At 46.1% G+C, this 20,394-nt stretch carries 20 protein-coding genes and 2 pseudogenes; 8 read left to right on the forward strand and 14 right to left on the reverse strand.

The window, feature by feature from the left end; all coding sequences use genetic code 11:
- The gene (locus NYE42_RS12285) at positions 1 to 981 is read right to left on the reverse strand and encodes an LnmK family bifunctional acyltransferase/decarboxylase (RefSeq protein WP_144664009.1); all 981 of its coding nucleotides are present in this window, start codon (positions 979 to 981) and stop codon (positions 1 to 3) included.
- Positions 982 to 1,021: 40 nt separating this feature from the next.
- On the reverse strand, positions 1,022 to 3,280 hold the full coding sequence (gene fabD / locus NYE42_RS12290; RefSeq protein WP_352426495.1) for an ACP S-malonyltransferase: 2,259 nt from the start codon (positions 3,278 to 3,280) through the stop codon (positions 1,022 to 1,024).
- A gap of 734 nt (positions 3,281 to 4,014) precedes the next feature.
- Between fabD and loaP the strand changes: the two genes are divergently transcribed.
- Entirely contained in the window at positions 4,015 to 4,545 is a 531-nt protein-coding gene (loaP, locus tag NYE42_RS12295) for an antiterminator LoaP (protein ID WP_007408401.1), read from the forward strand.
- Between the two features lie 45 nt (positions 4,546 to 4,590).
- On the opposite strand, the pseudogene NYE42_RS12300 reads toward loaP, so the two are convergent.
- Positions 4,591 to 4,771, reverse strand: a pseudogene (locus NYE42_RS12300) (AzlD domain-containing protein); the annotation flags it as partial.
- Between the two features lie 5 nt (positions 4,772 to 4,776).
- Between NYE42_RS12300 and NYE42_RS12305 the strand changes: the two are divergent.
- The 3 genes and pseudogenes from NYE42_RS12305 to NYE42_RS12315 form a co-directional block, all read left to right on the forward strand.
- Positions 4,777 to 4,990: pseudogene (locus NYE42_RS12305) on the forward strand (hypothetical protein); the annotation flags it as partial.
- Positions 4,991 to 5,129: 139 nt separating this feature from the next.
- Positions 5,130 to 6,146, forward strand: coding sequence for an NADPH dehydrogenase NamA (gene namA, locus NYE42_RS12310; RefSeq protein WP_003153250.1), 1,017 nt, complete (start codon positions 5,130 to 5,132; stop codon positions 6,144 to 6,146).
- Positions 6,147 to 6,259: 113 nt separating this feature from the next.
- Positions 6,260 to 7,033, forward strand: a complete 774-nt coding sequence (locus tag NYE42_RS12315) for an alpha/beta hydrolase (RefSeq protein ID WP_012117933.1) — start codon at positions 6,260 to 6,262, stop codon at positions 7,031 to 7,033.
- Between the two features lie 49 nt (positions 7,034 to 7,082).
- On the opposite strand, the gene rpmG is transcribed toward NYE42_RS12315, so the two are convergent.
- A complete protein-coding gene (gene rpmG, locus NYE42_RS12320) occupies positions 7,083 to 7,232 on the reverse strand; it encodes a 50S ribosomal protein L33 (protein WP_003153246.1) in 150 nt (49 codons plus the stop codon).
- A gap of 75 nt (positions 7,233 to 7,307) precedes the next feature.
- On the reverse strand, positions 7,308 to 8,234 hold the full coding sequence (gene rnz / locus NYE42_RS12325) for a ribonuclease Z (RefSeq protein WP_043020812.1): 927 nt from the start codon (positions 8,232 to 8,234) through the stop codon (positions 7,308 to 7,310).
- A 208-nt stretch (positions 8,235 to 8,442) separates the two neighbouring features.
- Between rnz and zwf the strand changes: the two genes are divergently transcribed.
- Entirely contained in the window at positions 8,443 to 9,912 is a 1,470-nt protein-coding gene (gene zwf / locus NYE42_RS12330) for a glucose-6-phosphate dehydrogenase (RefSeq protein ID WP_020956056.1), read from the forward strand.
- 89 nt (positions 9,913 to 10,001) lie between these two features.
- Here the strand turns inward: zwf and gndA are convergent, their stop codons facing one another.
- Complete coding sequence (gene gndA, locus NYE42_RS12335; protein WP_007408395.1) at positions 10,002 to 11,411, reverse strand: NADP-dependent phosphogluconate dehydrogenase; 1,410 nt, start codon at positions 11,409 to 11,411, stop codon at positions 10,002 to 10,004.
- A 108-nt stretch (positions 11,412 to 11,519) separates the two neighbouring features.
- Positions 11,520 to 12,764 (reverse strand): DNA polymerase IV, encoded by a 1,245-nt coding sequence (locus tag NYE42_RS12340; RefSeq protein WP_352426496.1) that lies wholly within the window; start codon positions 12,762 to 12,764, stop codon positions 11,520 to 11,522.
- 75 nt (positions 12,765 to 12,839) lie between these two features.
- On the opposite strand from NYE42_RS12340, the gene NYE42_RS12345 reads away from it, so the two are divergent.
- Together NYE42_RS12345 and NYE42_RS12350 are read left to right on the forward strand one after the other, a co-directional pair.
- Entirely contained in the window at positions 12,840 to 13,121 is a 282-nt protein-coding gene (locus NYE42_RS12345) for a hypothetical protein (protein WP_003153239.1), read from the forward strand.
- Positions 13,122 to 13,153: 32 nt separating this feature from the next.
- On the forward strand, positions 13,154 to 13,990 hold the full coding sequence (locus tag NYE42_RS12350; RefSeq protein WP_007408393.1) for a membrane protein insertase YidC: 837 nt from the start codon (positions 13,154 to 13,156) through the stop codon (positions 13,988 to 13,990).
- A gap of 113 nt (positions 13,991 to 14,103) precedes the next feature.
- Here NYE42_RS12350 and NYE42_RS12355 read toward each other — a convergent pair whose 3' ends face one another.
- From NYE42_RS12355 to mce, 3 genes are read right to left on the reverse strand one after another with little or no spacing between them, the layout of a single operon-like run.
- Complete coding sequence (locus tag NYE42_RS12355) at positions 14,104 to 15,219, reverse strand: tripeptidase T (RefSeq protein ID WP_003153237.1); 1,116 nt, start codon at positions 15,217 to 15,219, stop codon at positions 14,104 to 14,106.
- A gap of 16 nt (positions 15,220 to 15,235) precedes the next feature.
- Complete coding sequence (locus NYE42_RS12360; protein WP_352427013.1) at positions 15,236 to 16,753, reverse strand: acyl-CoA carboxylase subunit beta; 1,518 nt, start codon at positions 16,751 to 16,753, stop codon at positions 15,236 to 15,238.
- Positions 16,746 to 17,174, reverse strand: coding sequence for a methylmalonyl-CoA epimerase (mce, locus tag NYE42_RS12365; RefSeq protein WP_015240172.1), 429 nt, complete (start codon positions 17,172 to 17,174; stop codon positions 16,746 to 16,748). Before mce ends, NYE42_RS12360 begins: the two co-directional genes overlap by 8 nt.
- Positions 17,175 to 17,267: 93 nt before the next feature.
- Here mce and prli42 point away from each other — a divergent pair, with 93 nt between their 5' ends.
- Positions 17,268 to 17,363, forward strand: coding sequence for a stressosome-associated protein Prli42 (prli42, locus tag NYE42_RS12370; RefSeq protein ID WP_007408390.1), 96 nt, complete (start codon positions 17,268 to 17,270; stop codon positions 17,361 to 17,363).
- 13 nt (positions 17,364 to 17,376) lie between these two features.
- Here the strand turns inward: prli42 and NYE42_RS12375 are convergent, their stop codons facing one another.
- From NYE42_RS12375 to NYE42_RS12390, 4 genes are all read right to left on the reverse strand, one after another.
- The gene (locus NYE42_RS12375; protein WP_062623525.1) at positions 17,377 to 17,907 is read right to left on the reverse strand and encodes a L,D-transpeptidase; all 531 of its coding nucleotides are present in this window, start codon (positions 17,905 to 17,907) and stop codon (positions 17,377 to 17,379) included.
- 69 nt (positions 17,908 to 17,976) lie between these two features.
- On the reverse strand, positions 17,977 to 18,930 hold the full coding sequence (locus tag NYE42_RS12380; protein ID WP_007408388.1) for an aromatic acid exporter family protein: 954 nt from the start codon (positions 18,928 to 18,930) through the stop codon (positions 17,977 to 17,979).
- 76 nt (positions 18,931 to 19,006) lie between these two features.
- A complete protein-coding gene (locus NYE42_RS12385) occupies positions 19,007 to 19,729 on the reverse strand; it encodes an amino acid ABC transporter ATP-binding protein (RefSeq protein WP_012117941.1) in 723 nt (240 codons plus the stop codon).
- The gene (locus NYE42_RS12390) at positions 19,722 to 20,381 is read right to left on the reverse strand and encodes an amino acid ABC transporter permease (RefSeq protein ID WP_003153227.1); all 660 of its coding nucleotides are present in this window, start codon (positions 20,379 to 20,381) and stop codon (positions 19,722 to 19,724) included. Before NYE42_RS12390 ends, NYE42_RS12385 begins: the two co-directional genes overlap by 8 nt.
- Positions 20,382 to 20,394: the final 13 nt, after the last annotated feature.

The raw sequence follows: 20,394 nt of genomic DNA on the forward strand, positions 1-20,394 counted from the left end.
TTATAAACTTCTGATGACCCGCTTATAATCCGGAATATGATCTTGTGAAGAGGTCGGCACCGCCAGCAGCTTGTCCACCTTGGAAATGGCCAGCAATGTATGATTTCTTTTCATATAGACTTCAATCTGATAGCTGATTTTCGCCACTGAGATCATACCGAGGGACTCACCGTGAAAGTCGGGATCGCATTCTTCAATGTGTCCCGTCATATAAATATCAAGCTCTTCATCTGCAAAACAATTTCCGTAATAATACGTCTCTCTTTCAAGCAAAAATAAATGCCGCGCGATTGAAACCGGAAAACCCGGCTTCGACCGGCGCGTCATCCATTCAAATTCCGCCGTATCCATTATCTTGCTGAATTTCGCAAACACCATGGCATGCCCGGGCGCAGCATCCTGATCAATAGGAACCCGATATGAAACGGGGTCTGCTGTTTTGAGATTGCCCGGCTTCATACCGAAGGCGTCCGTTCTGATTTTCTTTGACCGCATCAGCGCGTAAGGCGGCTTGGCTAGCTTAGAAAGTTCCGCAATGCATTCAGCCTTAGGCGCTGAGACTTTGCGCGTCGAACCTTCTGTTTGTGTGACGTCGACGACAATTAAACTATTGGCTTTCATAGAAGGAAACCGTCCCCGGTCCCACTCGCTTTTATCAGAGCTGACCGCTCCTTTCGGCCCGAACAAATAATCAGATTCTAATATGGTTTCTCCAAACCGGGAGATATCGACTCCGACGGAAACCTCGTCCCATAATCGGTACTGATCAAGAGGCTGATCTGAAGGAACTTTGAGATGTGTCATAAAATAAGCCGGATACAAAATCAGCCCTTGGTGATCGGCCATCTGATCAGGCCGGAATCCCGTTCCGTCCGTTAAATGGTGACTGTGTGCGTTGCCGAATAACAGCAGCAGTGCGTACTCATTCAAATTCCCTAACCCGACATGGCTCATCGTTAATTCATGATTTTCAATCAGCATGGTCTGTCCTCCGCAGAAAAAATGTAATGGCTGGTCATACTCAGCCTGTAATCGATACCAGCCTTTGCGCAAGAAGGCCGGCTGTTTCTTCCATGAGCTGTTTGCCGATCAGATCGACATGCCTGTTTCTCCAATTTTCAAGCGGGGTTCCTTTCACCCATTGATTAAACGCGCCGAGCGCAGGGCCGCAATGAATTTGGTAATCTATTTTACTTTCGCTTTTTCCTTCCAGAGCGAGCCTTGTCGTATGAGAAAAATACCATTTAAATACCATCGCCATTTTGTGTTTCGGATTCTGTTCGGCTTTGGCGATCTGCTCAGGAGATTTATCACGTTTCAACTGCTCATACACTTCTTCAAAACCGCACTGGAAATACTTTTCTTCAATTAATATTTTCGTTTTTTCATCTATTTCATCTAAAGAATTGTATTGTCTGTACAAGTCAAAGAGTTTATTGGCTCTTGCCGGGAAAAACAGGCCTTTTTTCAGCACCTGCACCCTTGCTCCCGCTTCAAACATATCTCCTGCGGGAGCGTATGACGTATCCTGCACGTTCGCTTCCTGAAGCAGATCTTTCACTGAATCACTTGTCCCGGCTTCGACCGTGCATTGATTAATAGAACCGGTTCCGATAAATTCGGCGCCGAGCAGAAACGCGGCAGCAGCCGCTTCCGGAGTGCCGATGCCGCCCGCTGCGCCGATTCTTACTTTTTTCGTATAACCGTGCTTCTCCATCATGCGGTCTCTGAGTCTGATCATGGCAGGCATTAATGTATACGGAATCCCTTGGTCGGTATGCCCTCCTGAATCCGCTTCAACGCAAATGTCATCAGCCATCGGAATTTCTTTTGCAAGCGCCGCTTCCCCGGCTGTCAGCCGATTGTCAGACACAAGTCTTTCCAGCACATGAGCCGGAGCCGGATTCAGAAAGGCCTCAGCGACTTCAGGCCGGGATACTTTCGCGATGATTCTGTTTTGAACTGACACCGACCCGTCATGATTCCTGCTTAGTCCCCTTGCCCTGTATATAACAAGAGCGGGGGTTATGCCCATAAATGCCGATGCTTCAATAAGATGAATGCCGTTTTTCAAATATAAATCTATCATTCTGACTTCCTTGTCAGGTGACATCATATGATGAAGAAGATTCATTCCGAATGTTTCCCCTTGCCGCAGTGCAGACCGGATGGTTCCGATGGCCTGTCTGATCCGTTCGATACTCAATCCGCCCGTTCCGAAAAAGCCCAGCATTCCCGCTTTTGCCGCTTTAATGACCATCTGTTCCGAAGCAATTCCCCTGTACATGGAGCCCGTCATGTAAGCATATTGGATGTTATAATCTTTTTTAAAATCTTCGTTCCCTAATCTCATTCCCGCCGTTTTTTGCGGATCAGCTGCCGATACTTTAACATCAGCAGTATCAGACTCTTCTTTCGGCATAGGTAATGGGACGGCATCTTTTTTAATCTGACGCGTCAGTTTTGTCAGCACTTCCCCGGGCCCGACTTCTGCAATTTCATTATTTTCAAGTCCCATCAGACGGCGTATCGTGTCCGTCCACTTTACCTGATTGGTCATTTGCAAAGTCAGATTTGTTTTGATTTCATCATTCTTATAGGGTGCGGCATGAAGATTTGAGATCACCGGAAAACGAAGAGGCAAAAACGCCGTTTCTTCTAAATAATCCGCGAACTCTTTTTCAGCATCTTTCATATAGCGGGAATGGAAGGCGCCGCTCACATTTAAAGGAAGGTACATTCTCACGCCGGCTTTTTCAAAGACGGGGCCCGCTTTTTCAATGTCTTGTTTCGTTCCGGCGATCACAATTTGCGAAGGTGAATTGTGATTAGCGATATCAATGCCGGTCAGATGATAATCGGATAGAACCTCTTTTACTTGTTCAGCCGTAAACCCCAAAACCGCTGCCATGCCTCCGGGAGCTGCCTTGCTCATGAGCTCCCCTCTTTTTTTTACAAGCTGCAAACCGGTCTCAAAATCAAAGCAGCCGGCCGCAAATAACGCATTATATTCTCCTAAACTGTGCCCTGCGGCGTAATCAGGCTCTCTGCCGGACTCTTTCATTTTCTTTAAATAACTGAGTGCACTCACCGTATATAACGCCGGCTGGGTAAATTGCGTTTTCCCCAGCTGGTGATTCGGATCCTCCAGACACAATTCTTCTATAGAGTAGCCTAATATGTCATCAGCCTGACGTGTCAGATCTTGAAATTCATCAAACAGTCCGGCTCCCATTCCTTTAAATTGAGAACCCTGCCCCGGGAACACAAACGTAAGCATCTTATCCTCATCCTTTCCGCATCGCCAATTTTGTACATCACATGTGGATCTCCATACAAAAACGTCTCTTATTTCATATATTGACTGGTGTAAACACCGGCATAAAAATAAAAACACAAACGCGTTTGCGATTCAGCACAGGTTTAAAAATCGCAAACGCATTGTGTTTTCCTTTTCTAACATAATTTATATAAAGACATCTTGCTTGTTTACTGAATGTTTCGCATGACAAGCTGCAGTGCCAATATGCCCGAAAACAGCCATGACGGCACACTTCTCCCTTATCATGTATATGTAGATATATACACTACAATCATTTTTATAATCCCTATTTCCTCTTCAACGTGCCGAAACAGCGATTGAAATTTAATAGGTGCTTTACATCAATTTAATAAATTTAACAAATAGTTGCTATTTAAAGAGAATAATATCAATTTATAGATAATAATGTCAAGGTATTATTTCGTTATTTTCTGACATTTATTCCACAGTTTTATATTCGGTGGACAGTCGGCATAATTGTTTCGGGATAAATGTCAGATAATTCCCTGAACCCTTTTCATGTCAAAGAAAATTTCATCGCTTCCCTGTCAATTGGGTCTATACTTATTTTTCATTTTCGTATATTATGTAAAAAAAAGACGAATTAGAAAAATTTTTAATCATTTTAAATAGTATCCATTAAATACTTTCTTTGTATAATAATTTCTTATTATTCTAAGGAGGACCCAGTCATGAAATGGTACGCACTTTTTGTAGAGTCCGGAAAAGAAGAAACAGTTCAAAAATTTCTGCGTCTGCAGTTTGATGAGCAGGCTCTCTACTCAATCATACCCAAGAAAAAAGTCACAGAACGAAAAGCCGGAATCAAATACGAGGCACTCAAAAAGATGTTTCCGGGATATGTGCTGTTTAAAACGAAGATGACAGAGCGGACATTTCATAAAATCAAAGAACTCCCCATTTCATGCAGAATCGTGAATAACGGCGCATATTATTCCAAAGAGCGTAAAACCTATTTCACGACAATTAAGGATGAAGAAATCCTCCCTATCATCCGGCTGATCGGAGAAGGAGACACTGTAGATTATTCAAAAGTCTATATTGAAAATTCAAAAGTAACCGTTGCCTCAGGGCCTCTTAAAGGAATGGAAGGCATTATTAAAAAGATCGATAAAAGAAAAAGACGCGCCAAAATCTGCCTGTCTTTTATGGGACTGGACAAAATGGTCAACGTCGGAATTGAAGTGCTCTCCAAACCCTAGCATTTCAAAAAAAGCATCAACAGCATGTGCCGTTGATGCCCTTTTTATATACAAACGAAAGCCCGACACCGAAATAACCCCGCTCACCACCGTCACGGTCAGACTTTTTGTTTTCAAGGCGATCACGATGGTCGGGATAAGCACGATCAAACCCGGCCAATTGATCAAAAGCGTTTGCTGTAAGAATGCAGACCGGCACATAAGAAAGCCACTTTAATACAGGCTGCGCCCATGACGTTACTGAATATTCACTTGCAGCTGAAAAATATGAGCCCCGACGATTTCAGAACCAGCTCAAAAAAACGGAATATTCGGTGCCTTCGGCGCAGTGATCTTCATCAGCAGTATTTTCATCCTGACAAACTGGTTCAAAGGAGGCCACGCAGTCATCGGTGCGTTTCTCATCTATATTTGCTATATGATCGGCTGTAAATGCCTGTTATGAAGATACGGCCACGCTGTGTATAAAAAAATGCCCGTCCAGAACAATAAGAACGATGTGTTCAGTTGTGAGCAGTTTATATGACTGAATGATCATGAGTTGTTATAATCAATGTCTAAAAACATTCCGGGAGGCGAAATAAATGGCCAGAAAATTATTCACACCATGGACCGTTAAAGATGTAACGATCAAAAACCGTATTGTTATGGCACCGATGTGCATGTATTCCTCACATGAGAAGGACGGAAAACTGCAGCCTTTTCATATGGCGCACTACATATCGCGTGCAATCGGACAGGTCGGCCTGATTATCGTGGAAGCGACAGCCGTTAATCCTCAAGGGCGCATTTCCGATCAGGATTTGGGCATTTGGAGCGATGATCATATCGAAGGTTTTGCCAAACTGACGGAACAAGTGAAAGCGCAAGGATCTAAAATCGGCATTCAGCTTGCGCACGCCGGACGTAAAGCTGAGCTTGAGGGAGACATTTACGCTCCGTCAGCCATTCCGTTCGATGAGCAGTCCAAAACACCGGCTGAAATGACGACAGAACAAATTAAAGAAACCATTCAGGAATTCAAACAGGCAGCGGCGCGCGCGAAAGAAGCCGGCTTTGACATTATTGAACTTCATGCGGCACACGGCTACTTAATGCACGAATTTTTGTCCCCTCTGTCCAATCACCGTACAGACGAATACGGAGGCTCACATGAAAATCGCTACCGCTTCTTAGGCGAGACCATTGAAGCTGTCAAGGAAGTCTGGGACGGCCCGTTATTTGTCCGTATTTCTGCATCGGATTATACAGACAAAGGGCTGGACATTGCGGATCATATCGGTTTTGCGAAGTGGATGAAAGAACAGGGAGTCGACCTCATTGATTGCAGCTCAGGCGCACTCGTTCAAGCTGATATTAATGTCTTCCCAGGCTACCAAGTGAGCTTCGCAGAGAAAATCCGTGAACAGGCCGAAATCGCAACAGGCGCCGTCGGTTTGATAACGACGGGAACAATGGCGGAAGAAATTCTGCAAAACAACCGCGCTGACCTTATTTTTGTCGCAAGAGAACTTCTGCGCGATCCGCACTTTGCAAGGAGTGCAGCGAAGCAGCTGAATACTGAAATACCGTCACCGGTTCAATACGACAGAGCATGGTGATGAAGTGACAGCCGGAGTTTTTCGATCCGGCTGTCTCTTTTTTTATTTTTTGAGAAACGATTGCCGAAGCTTCTCCGTCTTCCCTATAGAACCAATTAGAGGGGATGACTCCAATGAAAGCAGCATGGATGGAAAGGACATATCTGATTGACGGGTGTCCGTTTTATACGAAACACCGTAAAGGCGCCGGCGAAGTGACGATCGTCTTTGAAGCCGGCTACGGCACTTCTTCTGAAACATGGACATCATTACTCGCTGACATAGATGAAGAATTTGGGGTTTTCACATATGACAGAGCCGGAATCGGCAAAAGCGGACAAAGCCGAAACAAGAGAACGGCGGACCACATGGTACAGGAATTAAACGCTCTTCTTCTGAAGGCCGGCGTTAAGCCTCCTTATCTTGTCGTCTCGCATTCATACGGCGCGATTATCAGCAGACTTTGGGCGAGCCGGAACCGCCGGGATATTCTCGGGATGGTGATGCTTGATCCGGTTTCTGAGGATCAGGAGACGAAAGTGCTTCCGCTTCTTCCCGAAGAAATGAAAGCCGCCTATTTGAAACAGTTCATATTAGAAGGATCACACGCGGAATTTTTGACGAGCCTTCGTCAGATCAAGCATCAGCAGATTCATTTCGGCGATATGCCGCTGTTGATTTTATCATCGGGAGAGCGGGATGAGCGTTTAAAGCACGCTCATGAACAATGGGTGAAACTGCACAGAAGCATGCTTGATGTCTCTTATCAAAGCGGATGGATTCAGGCCAAAAACAGTTCTCATGCCATTCACCACGATGAACCGCACATCGTCCACCTTGCCATTTATGATGTTTGGTGCGCGGTGCGCCAGCAAATGAATGCTCCTGCCTATCAGGCGGTAAACTGATAAAACAAAAGCCATTGTGCAACGGTACAATGGCTTTTGTTATCGTGATCTATTTTGTCTCACGATGCAACGTATACTTTTTCAACCGGGGTGAATACTTTTTCATTTCTAACCGGTCCGGATTCGTCCGTTTGTTCTTCGTCGTAATATAATTTCTGTCCCCTGTCTCTGTACAGGCCAATGTAACATTCACACGCATCATTTTCACCCCTTCAAATCGTAATTATTACGTTTTATTATATCTCATCAGAAAAAAATGTCAAGCGTCCATTTTTTAAGACCGCTCCACAGTGACCTCCATGAAGTCAAATGCGATCTTACTGTTTTCAAATACCGCTTTCGCCTCATGTTCGAGACGCTCTATCGGCGATTCACCCTGATACCTTGCGCTGATATGAGTTAAGATCAGCCGTTTGGCGCCTGCTTTTTTTGCCGTTTGCGCAGCCTGTTCTGTCGTCGCGTGATAATAATTATGTGCGAGCTTTGCATCTTCCTTTGCAAATGTTGCTTCATGAACAAGCACATCCGCATTGCGCGCCAGCTCCGTTACCCGCTCTGATACCCTCGTATCCCCGGAAAAAGCGACGATTCTTCCTTTTTTCGGGGGTTCCAGAAAATCCCGCCCGTTAATGATTCTGCCATCGTCAAGTGTGACCGTTTCGCCGTTTTTGAGTTTCTGATAGACGGGTCCGGGCGGGATATTCATTTCTTTCAATCTGCCGGCCTGCAATGCGCCGGGAATATCCTTTTCCTGAACCCGGTAGCCGAACGCTTCCACGCCGTGAATGACGGATGCTGCGGTAACAATGAATTGCTCATCTTCAAAAACCGTCCCCTCTTCGATTTCATGTACGGTAAGAGGATACGTCAGATGAGTCGCCGTCACGTTCAGGCTTGTTTCGATAAAGGCTTTAATGCCTTTTGGCCCGTAAATCGTCAGCTCTTCTTCACCGCCCTGAAATGAACGGCTCCCCAACAGACCCGGAAGCCCGTAAACATGGTCGCCGTGAAGGTGGGTGATGAAAATCTTCTCAATTTTCCTCGGTTTGATTGTTGTATGTAATATCTGATGCTGAGTGGCTTCTCCGCAATCAAACAGCCATACGGAACGCCTTTCTTCAAGAAGCTTCAGCGCGACGGACGTTACATTTCTCGTCTTTGCCGGCATGCCGGCCCCCGTCCCTAAAAATAATAATTCCACAATGCTTCCTCCTAGATCTTTGTACTACTAAGGATACAGGATCAGGCTGAAAATGTGAATTCACCCGGGCCTTCTCCGGCCTGATTAATTTTTTTCCGCAAACCGCAAAAAACAGGCTGAAATGTTTGCTTTCAACGAATTTTAGATTTAAAATGAAGGAAATATGCGGGGTTTTAAACCATGCTTCAGATAAAGTGAGGTACTCTAAGTGAAAACAAACGACAAACCAAAAGCAGTAATTGTAATATTTGGTGCCACAGGGGATTTGGCAAAACGAAAACTTTACCCATCCATTCACCGTTTATATAAAAATGGTCAAATTGGTGAAGAGTTTGCAGTTGTAGGTGTTGGAAGAAGACCTTGGTCAAACGAGGACCTCCGGGAAACCGTTAAAACGTCTGTTTCTTCTGCCGGGCAAAAAGACATAGACGATTTCACATCTCATTTTTATTACCATCCGTTTGATGTAACGAATCCGGGTTCCTATCAGGAGCTGAATGTCCTGCTTGATCAGCTTGAACATACATATGAAATCCCGAACAACAGAATGTTTTACTTGGCGATGGCTCCTGAGTTTTTCGGCACGATCGCAAAATCACTTAAAAACGAAGGTGTCACAGCGACAAATGGCTGGTCCCGTCTCGTCATTGAAAAACCGTTCGGCCATGACCTGCCGAGTGCGAAAGAGCTTAACAAAGAAATACGCGAAGCTTTCACGGAAGATCAAATTTACCGGATCGACCATTACTTAGGCAAACAAATGGTTCAAAATATCGAAGTCATCCGGTTTGCGAATGCGCTGTTTGAGCCGCTGTGGAATAACCGCTACATCTCAAACATCCAGATTACGTCAAGTGAGGATCTTGGCGTTGAGGATCGTGCGAGATATTATGAGAAATCAGGCGCACTCCGTGATATGGTTCAAAACCATATTTTACAAATGGTCGCTCTCTTGGCGATGGAACCGCCGATTAAACTGAACACGGAAGAAATCCGCAGCGAAAAAGTGAAGGTGCTGAGAGCTCTCCGCCCTGTCGCCCCAAACGAAGTGAGCGACTACTTCGTCCGCGGACAATACCAAGCGGGAACGATTGACGGAAACTCTGTACCGAGCTATACAGATGAGCATAATGTAGCACCGGATTCCAATACGGAAACGTTCGTGTCCGGAAAGCTGTTGATCGATAACTTCCGCTGGGCCGGCGTTCCGTTTTATATCCGCACAGGGAAACGGATGAAAGAAAAATCAACGAAAATCGTCGTTCAATTTAAAGACATTCCGATGAACCTTTATTACGGCAATGAAACGAATGTAAATCCGAACCTGCTTGTCATCCATATTCAGCCGGATGAAGGCATTACACTATATCTGAATGCTAAAAAATTAGGCGGAGCCGCTCATGCTCAGCCGATTAAGCTGGATTACTGCAGCAACTGCAGTGACGAAATGAACACACCGGAAGCCTATGAAAAATTAATCCATGACTGTCTGCTCGGTGATGCGACAAACTTTGCCCATTGGGACGAAGTGGCGCTTTCATGGAATTTCGTCGATGTGATTTCCGAAACGTGGGCAGCCGACAAAACCCTTTCTCCGAATTATGAAGCCGGGTCAATGGGACCGAAAGCTTCGGACGATCTTCTTGAAAAAGACGGTCTCCACTGGTGGAATATATAAGAAAACATCAAAAACCGCGGCGCCGTTCATGACGGTCCGCGGTTTTTGATATCAGAAAAGCCCCCGCAATAACTGCGGGGGCTTCTTCATTACTTCATCCATTCAGTATGGAAAATGCCTTCTTTATCTGTGCGTTCATACGTATGCGCGCCGAAGTAATCACGCTGCGCTTGAATCAAGTTTGCAGGAAGCACTGCCGTACGGTAGCTGTCGTAATACGCAAGTGCGCTTGAGAACGAAGGTACCGGCACGCCTTGGGCTACGGCAAGTGAAATCACTTGGCGAAGGGCGCCTTGGTAGCTTTCTGCAATGTTTTTGAAGTAGCTGTCTAACAGCAGGTTGTCAAGCTCCGGTTCACGGTCATATGCGTCTTTGATCTTTTGCAGGAACGCCGCGCGGATGATACAGCCGCCGCGGAAAATCATCGCGATTTCACCGTATTTCAGATCCCAGTTATATTCTTCAGACGCGGCTTTCATTTGGGCGAAGCCTTGTGCGTAAGAACAGATTTTACTCATGAAGAGCGCTTTTCTGACCGCTTCAATCAGTTCTTCTTTATTTTCAGTGACCGGCTTAACGTCTGGTCCGGACAGAAGGCTGCTTGCTTTCACACGCTCTTCTTTCATTGCGGAAATGAAACGCGCAAAAACAGATTCAGTGATAATCGGAAGCGGCACGCCTAAGTCAAGAGCGCTTTGGCTTGTCCATTTACCCGTTCCTTTTTGGCCTGCTTTATCAAGGATCACGTCAACAAGCGGTTTGCCCGTTTCTTCATCTTTTTTAGTGAAAATGTCAGCCGTGATTTCGATCAGATAGCTGTCAAGCTCTCCTTTGTTCCACTCAGCGAATACTTCGTGAAGCTCTTCGGCAGACAGTCCGAGCACCTGTTTCAAAATGAAATATGACTCAGAGATCAGCTGCATGTCACCGTATTCGATACCGTTGTGCACCATTTTTACATAGTGCCCCGCTCCGTCCGGGCCGATGTATGTCGTACAAGCTTCTCCGTCCACTTTAGCAGAAATGGCTTCTAGAATCGGTTTCACGAGTTCGTGCGCTTCCTTTTGGCCGCCCGGCATAATAGAAGGCCCTTTCAGCGCTCCCTCTTCACCGCCTGATACACCCGTTCCGATAAAGTGAATGCCGCTTTCGGCAAGCTCTTTGTTCCGGCGCTGTGTATCTTTATAGTATGTATTTCCGCCGTCAATCAAAATATCGTCTTTTTCCAGATGAGGAAGAAGAGATTGAATCGTCGCATCCGTTGCAGTTCCCGCTTTAACCATTAATAAAATTTTACGGGGTGTTTCAAGAGACTGGACAAACTCCTCAATGCTGTATGTACCGACAACATTTTTGCCTTTTGCCTCTTCTAAGAACTCTTCCGTTTTGCTGCTTGATCTGTTGTATACAGACACAGAGAATCCCCGGCTTTCGATGTTAAGAGCCAGATTTTTACCCATTACCGCAAGACCGATAACTCCGATTTGTTGTTTTGACATATTCTAACGTCCCTTCTTCAAACGTTTAACCATTTTAAAATTTAAATTAAAATAAAATGATATTTATACTAAAGAAATTATCATACATAACCCCTTTTTTCAAGTTATTCACCTTTTCTTTTCATCCTGAAAAAAGTCTCTGTTAAAGCTCGTTCCCCTTGTTTTGCTTTCTTCTTTTTTTATAACGGCGCCTTTTCTGATCAGGTTTTGGCCGTACTTTTCATTCAGCTCGTTCATCATCTGAAAAATCGGCTCATCCTTTGCGTCCTCCTTGAATGAAAACAGATCAAGCTGTTTATATGCCTGCTGTTTTTCAACCAGTTCCGTTCCGGTGATGCCGAGAAGCCTTACCGGATTTTGGTTCCAGTGCTTGTCAAACAGTTCCATCGCCGCTTCCATAATGTCTTTTTTCTGATCAGCCGGATTGCTGAGGGTCATGCTTCTTGTGACCGTTTTCCAATCCGCATACCGAATCATGATGAACAGCCGGCAGGCCATGACCTCCTTACGCTGGAGCCGTTCGCTCACAGACAGCGCGAGCCGGTCAAACACGCCCGTTAATTCATCCCAGTCAGCCGAATCATGCGACAGGGTGGATGAGTTGCCGACGCTTTTAAATTCATAAATCCGCTCGGGATTGACTTCTGCAGGATGGATGCCGTTCGCTTTATCCTTCAGCCTCGGGCCGTTTATGCCGAGAAGCGTTTTCAGCGCATGTTCATCTCCTTTTGCCAAATCACCGATCGTTTTGATGCCGAGCGTTTTTATTTTTTCCGCAGTTTTCGTTCCTATACCGTGCATCTCTTCAATCGAAAGAGGCCATAATACGTCCGGCAGCTCTCTTTTTCTTAAAATGGTGATGCCGAGCGGTTTTTTCATGTCAGAAGCCATTTTAGCGAGAAATTTATTCGGGGCGATGCCGATGCTTGACGGAAGCAGAAGCTCTTTTTGCAGTCTCGCCTGAATGTCTTCGGCTGTCTCATACGCCCTGTGGCTGTGCGGTGTGTCCGTAATATCCATGTATCCTTCATCAATAGAAACAGGCTCGACTAAATCCGTATACTCCCTCAGAATGCTGAACATTTCTTTTGACGAACTCCGGTAGCGGTCAAAATTCGGAGGCACGACGATGAGTTCCGGACAGAGGCGTTTTGCCCGCCACACCGGCATGGTGGTCTTTACGCCCCGCGCTCTCGCTTCATAGCTGCAGGTGACGATGATTCCTTTCCGTTCCTTCACGTTTCCGGCAACGGCGATAGGTTTTCCTCTTAAAGACGGATCATACGCCATTTCTACGGAGGCATAAAAACTGTTCATATCGATATGAAATATAATTCTCCCTTTTCCGGCCACTCCCGGCGCCTCCTTTCCTTTCATAGACAACCTTATATATATGTAGTAAAATAAGAGCTGAATGGATGTGATAAAATGATTCTTGAGTCAATGAATGACTTTTTATTTTTAGTCGATTTTTTCACAATTATTCTTCCCGCTCTGACCGCGATCGGCATCGCTTTTCTTTTGCGTGAGCGCCGCGCAGGCGAGCATTGGAGAACGAAACGAATAGATGAACATCAAGCAGTCGTTCAGCTGAACCGAACAGACTTTCTTATTATTATATATCATCGCATTACAACTTGGATACGTAAAGTCATCCGCATGAATTCACCGGCGAATGATGATGAAGATGTCAGCTTCCTCCTTTTATAACGGCAAGTGAAGATAAAAAGGAGGAGACATAATTGTCTAAAACATATCAAAAATGGATCGCATTCGGATTGTTTTTTATCGTACTGTGCACAGGCCGCTCGGCTTTTGCGGCGACATCTCAGACTCAGACGGGAGGCCTCGGGAATATCGGTTTTTTCCACGATTACCTGATCGAGCCGTTTTCGGCACTTTTAAAAGGTGTGGCGGGCCTGTTCCACGGTGAGTACGGATTGTCGATTATTCTGGTGACGATTATCGTCCGGATCGTTGTATTGCCTTTGTTTGTGAACCAATTTAAGAAACAGCGGGTGTTCCAGGAAAAAATGGCTGTGATCAAACCGCAGGTCGACAGCATTCAGGCTAAAATGAAACAAACGAAAGATGCGGAGAAACAAAAAGAACTGCAAATGGAAATGATGAAGCTTTACCGTGAGCACAATCTGAATCCGATGGCAATGGGATGTCTTCCGATGCTGGTGCAATTCCCGATTTTGATCGGTTTTTATTACGCCATCCGCTCAACGCCGGAAATCGCTTCACACTCATTTCTGTGGTTCAGCTTAGGGCATTCTGATATTCTTGTATCACTGTGCGCGGGGGCCATGTATTTCTTACAGGCTTATATTTCCCAAAAATTAAACGAGAAATATTCACCGGCTGCTCAAAATCCGGCCGCGATGCAGTCAGCAAAAATCATGGTCTTTATTTTCCCTGTCATGATGACCGTTTTTTCACTTAACGTACCGGCTGCGCTGCCGCTTTACTGGTTTACAAGCGGACTGTTTTTGACAGTGCAGAATGTACTTTTACAGCAGACGCATCATAAAAAGAAACAAGCTGCGGCTCAGGCGGAGCCCGCCAAATCATAATACTGAAACCCTGCCCGAACTATCCGGCAGGGTTTTTTTCTTGTATCTGCAAGGCTTTAAACCAATTATCATGAAGAATGAAAAAAGCACCCAATCAACTGGGTGCTTCGTTTTTAGTTGGCCGCTGTTTCGATAATGGCAACGACCATTTCCGCCGTTTTGACGAGCTCTTCAATCGGCATTTTTTCATTTTTCGTATGGATTTGTTCATAGCCTACTGACAGGTTGACTGTCGGAATGCCGTGGCCGGCAATGACGTTTGCGTCACTTCCGCCGCCGCTTGTCTGAAGTTCGCTCGGCCGGCCGATTTTTGCCGCCGCTTTTTTCGCGACTTCCACAACCTGATCGCCGTCCTGATATTTGAAACCCGGATACATAACCGCGATGTCCACTTCCGCGCGGCCTCCCATCTCAGCTGCAGCAGATTCGAAAGCTTCTTTCATTTTCTGCACTTGCGCTTCCATTTTTTCAGGCACTAATGAACGCGCTTCAGCCAGAATATCAACCTGGTCGCAGACGATATTGGTTTGCGTGCCGCCTTCGAAACGTCCGATATTAGCCGTTGTTTCTTTATCAATACGGCCGAGCGGCATTTTAGAGATAGCTTTTGATGCGATTGTAATCGCGGAGATGCCTTTTTCCGGTTCTACCCCCGCATGAGCCGTTTTCCCGAAAATGGTTGCTCTCACTTTCGCTTGTGTCGGCGCGGCTACAATAATGTTGCCGACTTTTCCGTCTGAATCAAGCGCAAAACCGTATTTCGCGGTAATGTCTGAACGATCCATTGCTTTTGCCCCGACTAATCCCGATTCTTCTCCGGCCGTGATAATGAATTCAATGGTGCCGTGCTCGATGTTTTGTTCTTTCAGCACTTTAATGGCTTCAAACATTGCGGCAAGACCCGTCTTATCATCAGCGCCGAGAATCGTCGTGCCGTCGGATTTTACATAGCCGTCTTCCACAATCGGCTTAACGCCTTTGCCCGGGACAACCGTGTCCATATGCGATGTGAAATAAATCGTATCCGCATCTTTTGTGCCCTTTAACGTACAGATTAAGTTGCCGGCTCCATGCCCCGTCACTTCTTTTGTATCATCTTCTTTTACGCTCAATCCTAAATCAGTGAATTTTTGTTTGAGCACCTTGCTGATTTCCGCTTCATGTTTTGTCTCTGAATCAATTTGAACGAGTTCAAGAAATTCTTCAAGCAGACGTTTTTCGTTTACCATTTTCAGTTCCCTCCGTTTAAAGCGGTATATTACCGTGCTTTTTTTTCGGTCTTTCCTCTTCCTTATGCGCAAGCATGTCAAATGCCTGAATCAATTTTTTCCTCGAGTCTTCCGGCCGGATGATATCATCCACCATTCCGCAGGCCGCCGCTTTATACGGACCGGCGTTTTCCTTTTCGTATATGGCTTTTTTTTCGCGCTTCGTTTTCTCCGGGGCGTCAGAAGCCTGTATGTCTCTGCTGTATAAAATCGACGCCGCGCCTTCCGCTCCCATCACGGCGATTTCCGCATTGGGCCAGGCGAATACAAGATCTGCCCCGAGCCCTTTCGAATTCATGGCGACATAGGCGCCTCCGTAAGCTTTTCTGATGATGAGCGTCACTTTCGGCACCGTCGCTTCGGCAAAAGCATACAGCAATTTTGCTCCGTGACGGATGATTCCCGCATGTTCCTGCTGAAGGCCCGGAAGAAACCCAGGAACATCAGCGATCGTCAATAGCGGAATATGAAACGCGTCACAAAAACGGATGAATCTCGACGCTTTGTCAGCGGCATCAATCGTGAGGCTCCCCGCCAAGTGTTTCGGCTGGTTTGCGACAACACCGACTGTACGCCGTCCGAGTTTCAGAAAACCGACAGCAATGTTTTTGCCAAAATACGGCTGAATGTCAAAAAACGTTCCGTCATCCGCCAGCTCTTTTATTACCTGTAACACATCGTAAGGTTTCGAACTGTCCGCGGGAACGAGGGTGTTTAATAACGGTCTGGCGTCTTCCTTTTTAACGGGCAATGCCGTCTGTCCGCCGTGCGGGAGATAAGAAAGCAGGGTTTTCACAGCGGAAAGAGCCTCTTTTTCCGTTCGTGCGGAATAGTGGGCATTTCCGCTTATCACATTATGTATTCCCGCACCGCCTAAACTTTCCGCGTCAATCTGTTCACCCGTCACCTGTTCAATGACTTTCGGGCCTGTAATAAACATGTGCGACGTATGTTCCGCCATAATCACAAAATCCGTCAATGCGGGTGAATAAACAGCACCGCCGGCACACGGCCCAAGGATGACAGAAATTTGCGGAATCACTCCCGAGTAAAGGACGTTGCGCCTAAAGATATGACCGTATCCATTTAATGATACCACACCCTCTTGAATTCTCGCACCACCTGAGTCGTTCAGCCCGATGATCGGAGTTTTATTTTTCGCCGCCAGATCCATTACCGCCGCGATTTTTTCCGCATGTGTCTCGCCGAGCGTCCCGCCGAGTACGGTAAAGTCATGGGCAAACAAATACACGGGCCGTCCGTCAATTGTGCCGTATCCGGTAACAACGCCGTCTCCCGGAGCATTCTGGCACCCGGGCATGCGGCTTTTGGCAAACGGCTGCAGCTCTGAAAAACTGTCTTCATCCAATAAATAGTCAATTCTTTCTCTTGCCGTCAGCTTGCCTTTTTTGTGCTGTTTTTCATTTTTTTCCGCTCCGCCGCCGTTTGTTAAAAAGGAACGTCTTTCATTTAAGTGTCTGATATGATCACTCATGCTCATCTTGAGTTTCTCCTTTTTCAATTGTTTCACAAAGCTCAATCAGGACCCCGTTCGCCTCTTTTGGAGAGAGAAATGCGATCTTCTTCCCGCCCGCTCCGTTTTGCGGTTCATGATGGATCAAAGTCATGCGGCATGCTTCAAGCTCCTTGATCGTTTCCTTCATATCGGCGCAGCGGAATGCCAAATGATGCAGCCCTTCGCCTCTTTTCTGTAAAAAAGAGCTGACGGGAGACGCGTCCGACAGCGGCTCAATCAGCTCAAGCTTTGTGCCTCCCGCCTCTAAAAAAGCAACTCTCACATTTTGGCCGCTTACCAGCTCGTCTCCCATATACGTAAGCCCGAGCATCCGTTCGTAAAATCCTCTCGCAGCTTCAATAGAGCTGACGGCAATGCCGACATGATCAAGTTTTTTCATAGCGCGGCCACCTGCTTTCCGCCATAGGATATGGCTTGTTCATACAAGCAAAACACGTTAAAATGATAGACAGTAATCTTAAGGAGTGAAACAATGTCTCAAAAATTTATGAAAAGCGCCGTTATCGTCATTTTGGGCGTATTTATACTTTCAACCCTCCTCTCAGGCATTATGATGTATTTGCGTTAAAAAAGCAGGCGCCTCATTGCAAGGGGGTTTCCTGCTTTTTTATGAGGGCTTTCCGCTCTATTGCAATGTCCTCGAATGAGCGGTTTTCTTTTGTAATCAATACTTTCGTTCCGGGAGGGATAATCCGGAAAATACGGATGACATCCCGGTTTTTCATACGGATGCAGCCGTTTGAAACAAACCCCCCGATCAGCTCTTCTCTGTTTGTTCCGTGAATGCCGTATATCCTGCCGTCGGTGCCTTTCGCGTCAAAACCGATCCAGCGGACGCCGAGCGGGTTTTCCGGCGCGCCTCCCTCTACATTTTTCTTCCGGTAATACGGATTGACGGCTTTGACCGTTACCGTAAATTCTCCTTCAGGCGTCAAATCATCCGTTTTTCCCGTCGCCACCTGATAAATGCCTTCTATTCGGTTATCCTTCACAATAGCAAGCGCATTTGTGGCTTTATTGACGATAATATAAGGGTCACCCGGCAAAGGGTTCGCGCCAAGCGGCCAAAGCGGTGACAGCAGCAGGGCGGCTGACAATAAAAAAAATCGCATGGGCTCCCCTCCTTTTTTCATTAGAATGACCAATGAAAGGAGGACTCATGCGATTGATCCATATGTTTTTTACAGCTTGATGCCTTTGAAATAACTTTTAATCACGAGATATTGTTCCATCTCACCGAGGAGGTGGAACAAAGCCGCCCGCGCTTCAAACTCCTCGCGCGTTGCCGGGAGCGGCATTTCTTCAAATTCCGTTCTCATTTCTGCAAGTCTTTTTAAAAATTTATGAGCGGTATTGCCGGGGTGAATGGCTTCCCTTAATTCATGGATGAAATGGGCGATTATTTTGCCCTGCTCCACCGTTATTGAAATAGAGGTAATCTTCGGCAGTAGCCGTTCAATGATTTCAAATTGTTTCTGTCTCATCTTAAAATAATGATAGTAAAGATTTTCATGGCGCAAAATATGATTCTGAACGTCCCGATAGGCGAGGTTTTTCGCCTCTTGAATCATCTGATGCGTCTCCGGTATTTCCTTCCCCGACCAATCTTGCTCACCAGTTAACAAATACCGTTCGATTTCGGCGAAGATGACGGAAAAGTTGTCCTCAATTTTTTTCCGGTACGCCGCGAGTTTTCTGTCGAGGCTCGGCATATACAGATTCATTAACAGCGCGACGCCGATACCTACGGTGATCAGCTGGAACTCATTCCAGATAAACGCCATCGTAATGCCGCCGGACATGTATAAATGAAGAATGATTACTGAGCTGGTGACGATCCCTTCGTTTATTTTTAAAACGACTGTAGTCGGAATGAACAGCACCAGCAATATTCCGATCGCAAACGGATAATAGCCGATCAGCCCGAAAAAGACATATGAGAAGACGATCGCCAATAAACAGGCGGCAAATCGGGCCCACGAGGCCTGAAGCGACCGCTTTTGCGTAATCTGGATGCACAATATGGTGATGATTCCTGCGGATGCGAAGTTTTGCAGATGCAACAGCTGGGCTAAATAAATGGCCAGCGCCGTTCCAAGTGCGGTCTTTAGTGTGCGGTAACCGATTTTAAACATTGCTTGCTCCATTCTGTTTGTTTGTTTCTCAAAAAAAAGAAGAAGAGCATTCTTCTTCTTTTCTTACAGATATATTTTATAATATTTTTTCTAAAAAGTCCTGTGCTCTTTTTGACTTCGGAGAAAGAAAAAATTCTTCCGGCTGCCCGTCTTCCACGATCGTCCCTTCATCCATGAATAATACGCGGTCTGCCACTTCTTTGGCAAATCCCATTTCGTGCGTTACGATCACCATCGTCATGCCCGTCTGCGCGAGCTCTTTCATCACCTCAAGAACTTCTTTCACCATTTCCGGGTCAAGAGCCGAGGTCGGTTCATCAAACAGCATGATGTCAGGATTCATGGCAAGCGCCCGCGCGATGGCGACCCGCTGCTTCTGTCCGCCTGACAAACGGTTCGGATAGTCGTTCCGTTTGTCAAGCAGTCCGACTTTTTCAAGGAGGGCGCACGCCTTTTCCTCCGCCTCGTTTTTAGACTCTTTCTTCACGCTGACCGGCGCGTATGTGATATTTTCAAGCACCGTTTTATGAGGAAACAAATGAAAATGCTGAAATACCATGCCGATATTTTCCCGCACTTTCAGTTTATTCGTTTTAGCTGCGGTAATTTCATTTTCTTTAATGGCAATCGTTCCGCCGCTCGGGGTTTCCAGCAGATTTAAGCAGCGCAGAAACGTTGATTTGCCGGAACCGGAAGGGCCGATGACAGCGACGACTTCCCCTTCTTCGATCTGTGTTGAAATGTTTTTCAGTACTTCATGTTTCCCGAATGATTTTGACAGGTTGTCGACCTTAATCATTGGCTTTCAGCTTCCTTTCTACGCCTTTTCCGATGAATGCTAAGATCAAAACGAGCACGTAATAGATTAAGCCCGCCACAATAAGAGGTTCTAAATAGTTGTATGTTGCGGCGCCGGACTGGTAGGCCCGTCTCATAATGTCGCCAAGACCGATAACTGTGACGATCGCCGATTCTTTCGTTAAGGTGATTAATTCGTTAATAATAGCCGGAGAAATGTTTTTAAACGCCTGCGGCAGCAGCAGATCTTTCATCATTTTTCCGTACGGCACGCCGAGAGCGACGGCAGCCTCTTTTTGTCCTTTGTCAATTGCGTTGATTCCCGCTCTGATAATTTCAGAGACGTAAGCGGCTGAATTGAGCGATAATGCGGTGACCGCCGCCCAAAATTGATCGATCTGAAAGCCGAGGAGCTGCGGCATACCAAAATAGATGATCATCAGCTGCAGCACGAGCGGTGTGCCGCGGAATATCGAAGTATAAAAATCCGCAATCCATTTCAGCGGACTGATCGTGCTGATTTTAAATAAGCTGAGCACGATGCCTAATACAAGACCGATGACCGCCGAAACGAGCACAATTTTCAATGTGACCGCAAGGCCTTCCAATATAAAAGGAATTTGGGGGATTGTTGCTGAGAAATCCAAATTCATACGTGTGATCTCC

It is taken from the genome of Bacillus sp. FSL K6-2865 (assembly GCF_040311405.1).
In the GTDB taxonomy this organism is placed as follows: domain Bacteria; phylum Bacillota; class Bacilli; order Bacillales; family Bacillaceae; genus Bacillus; species Bacillus velezensis.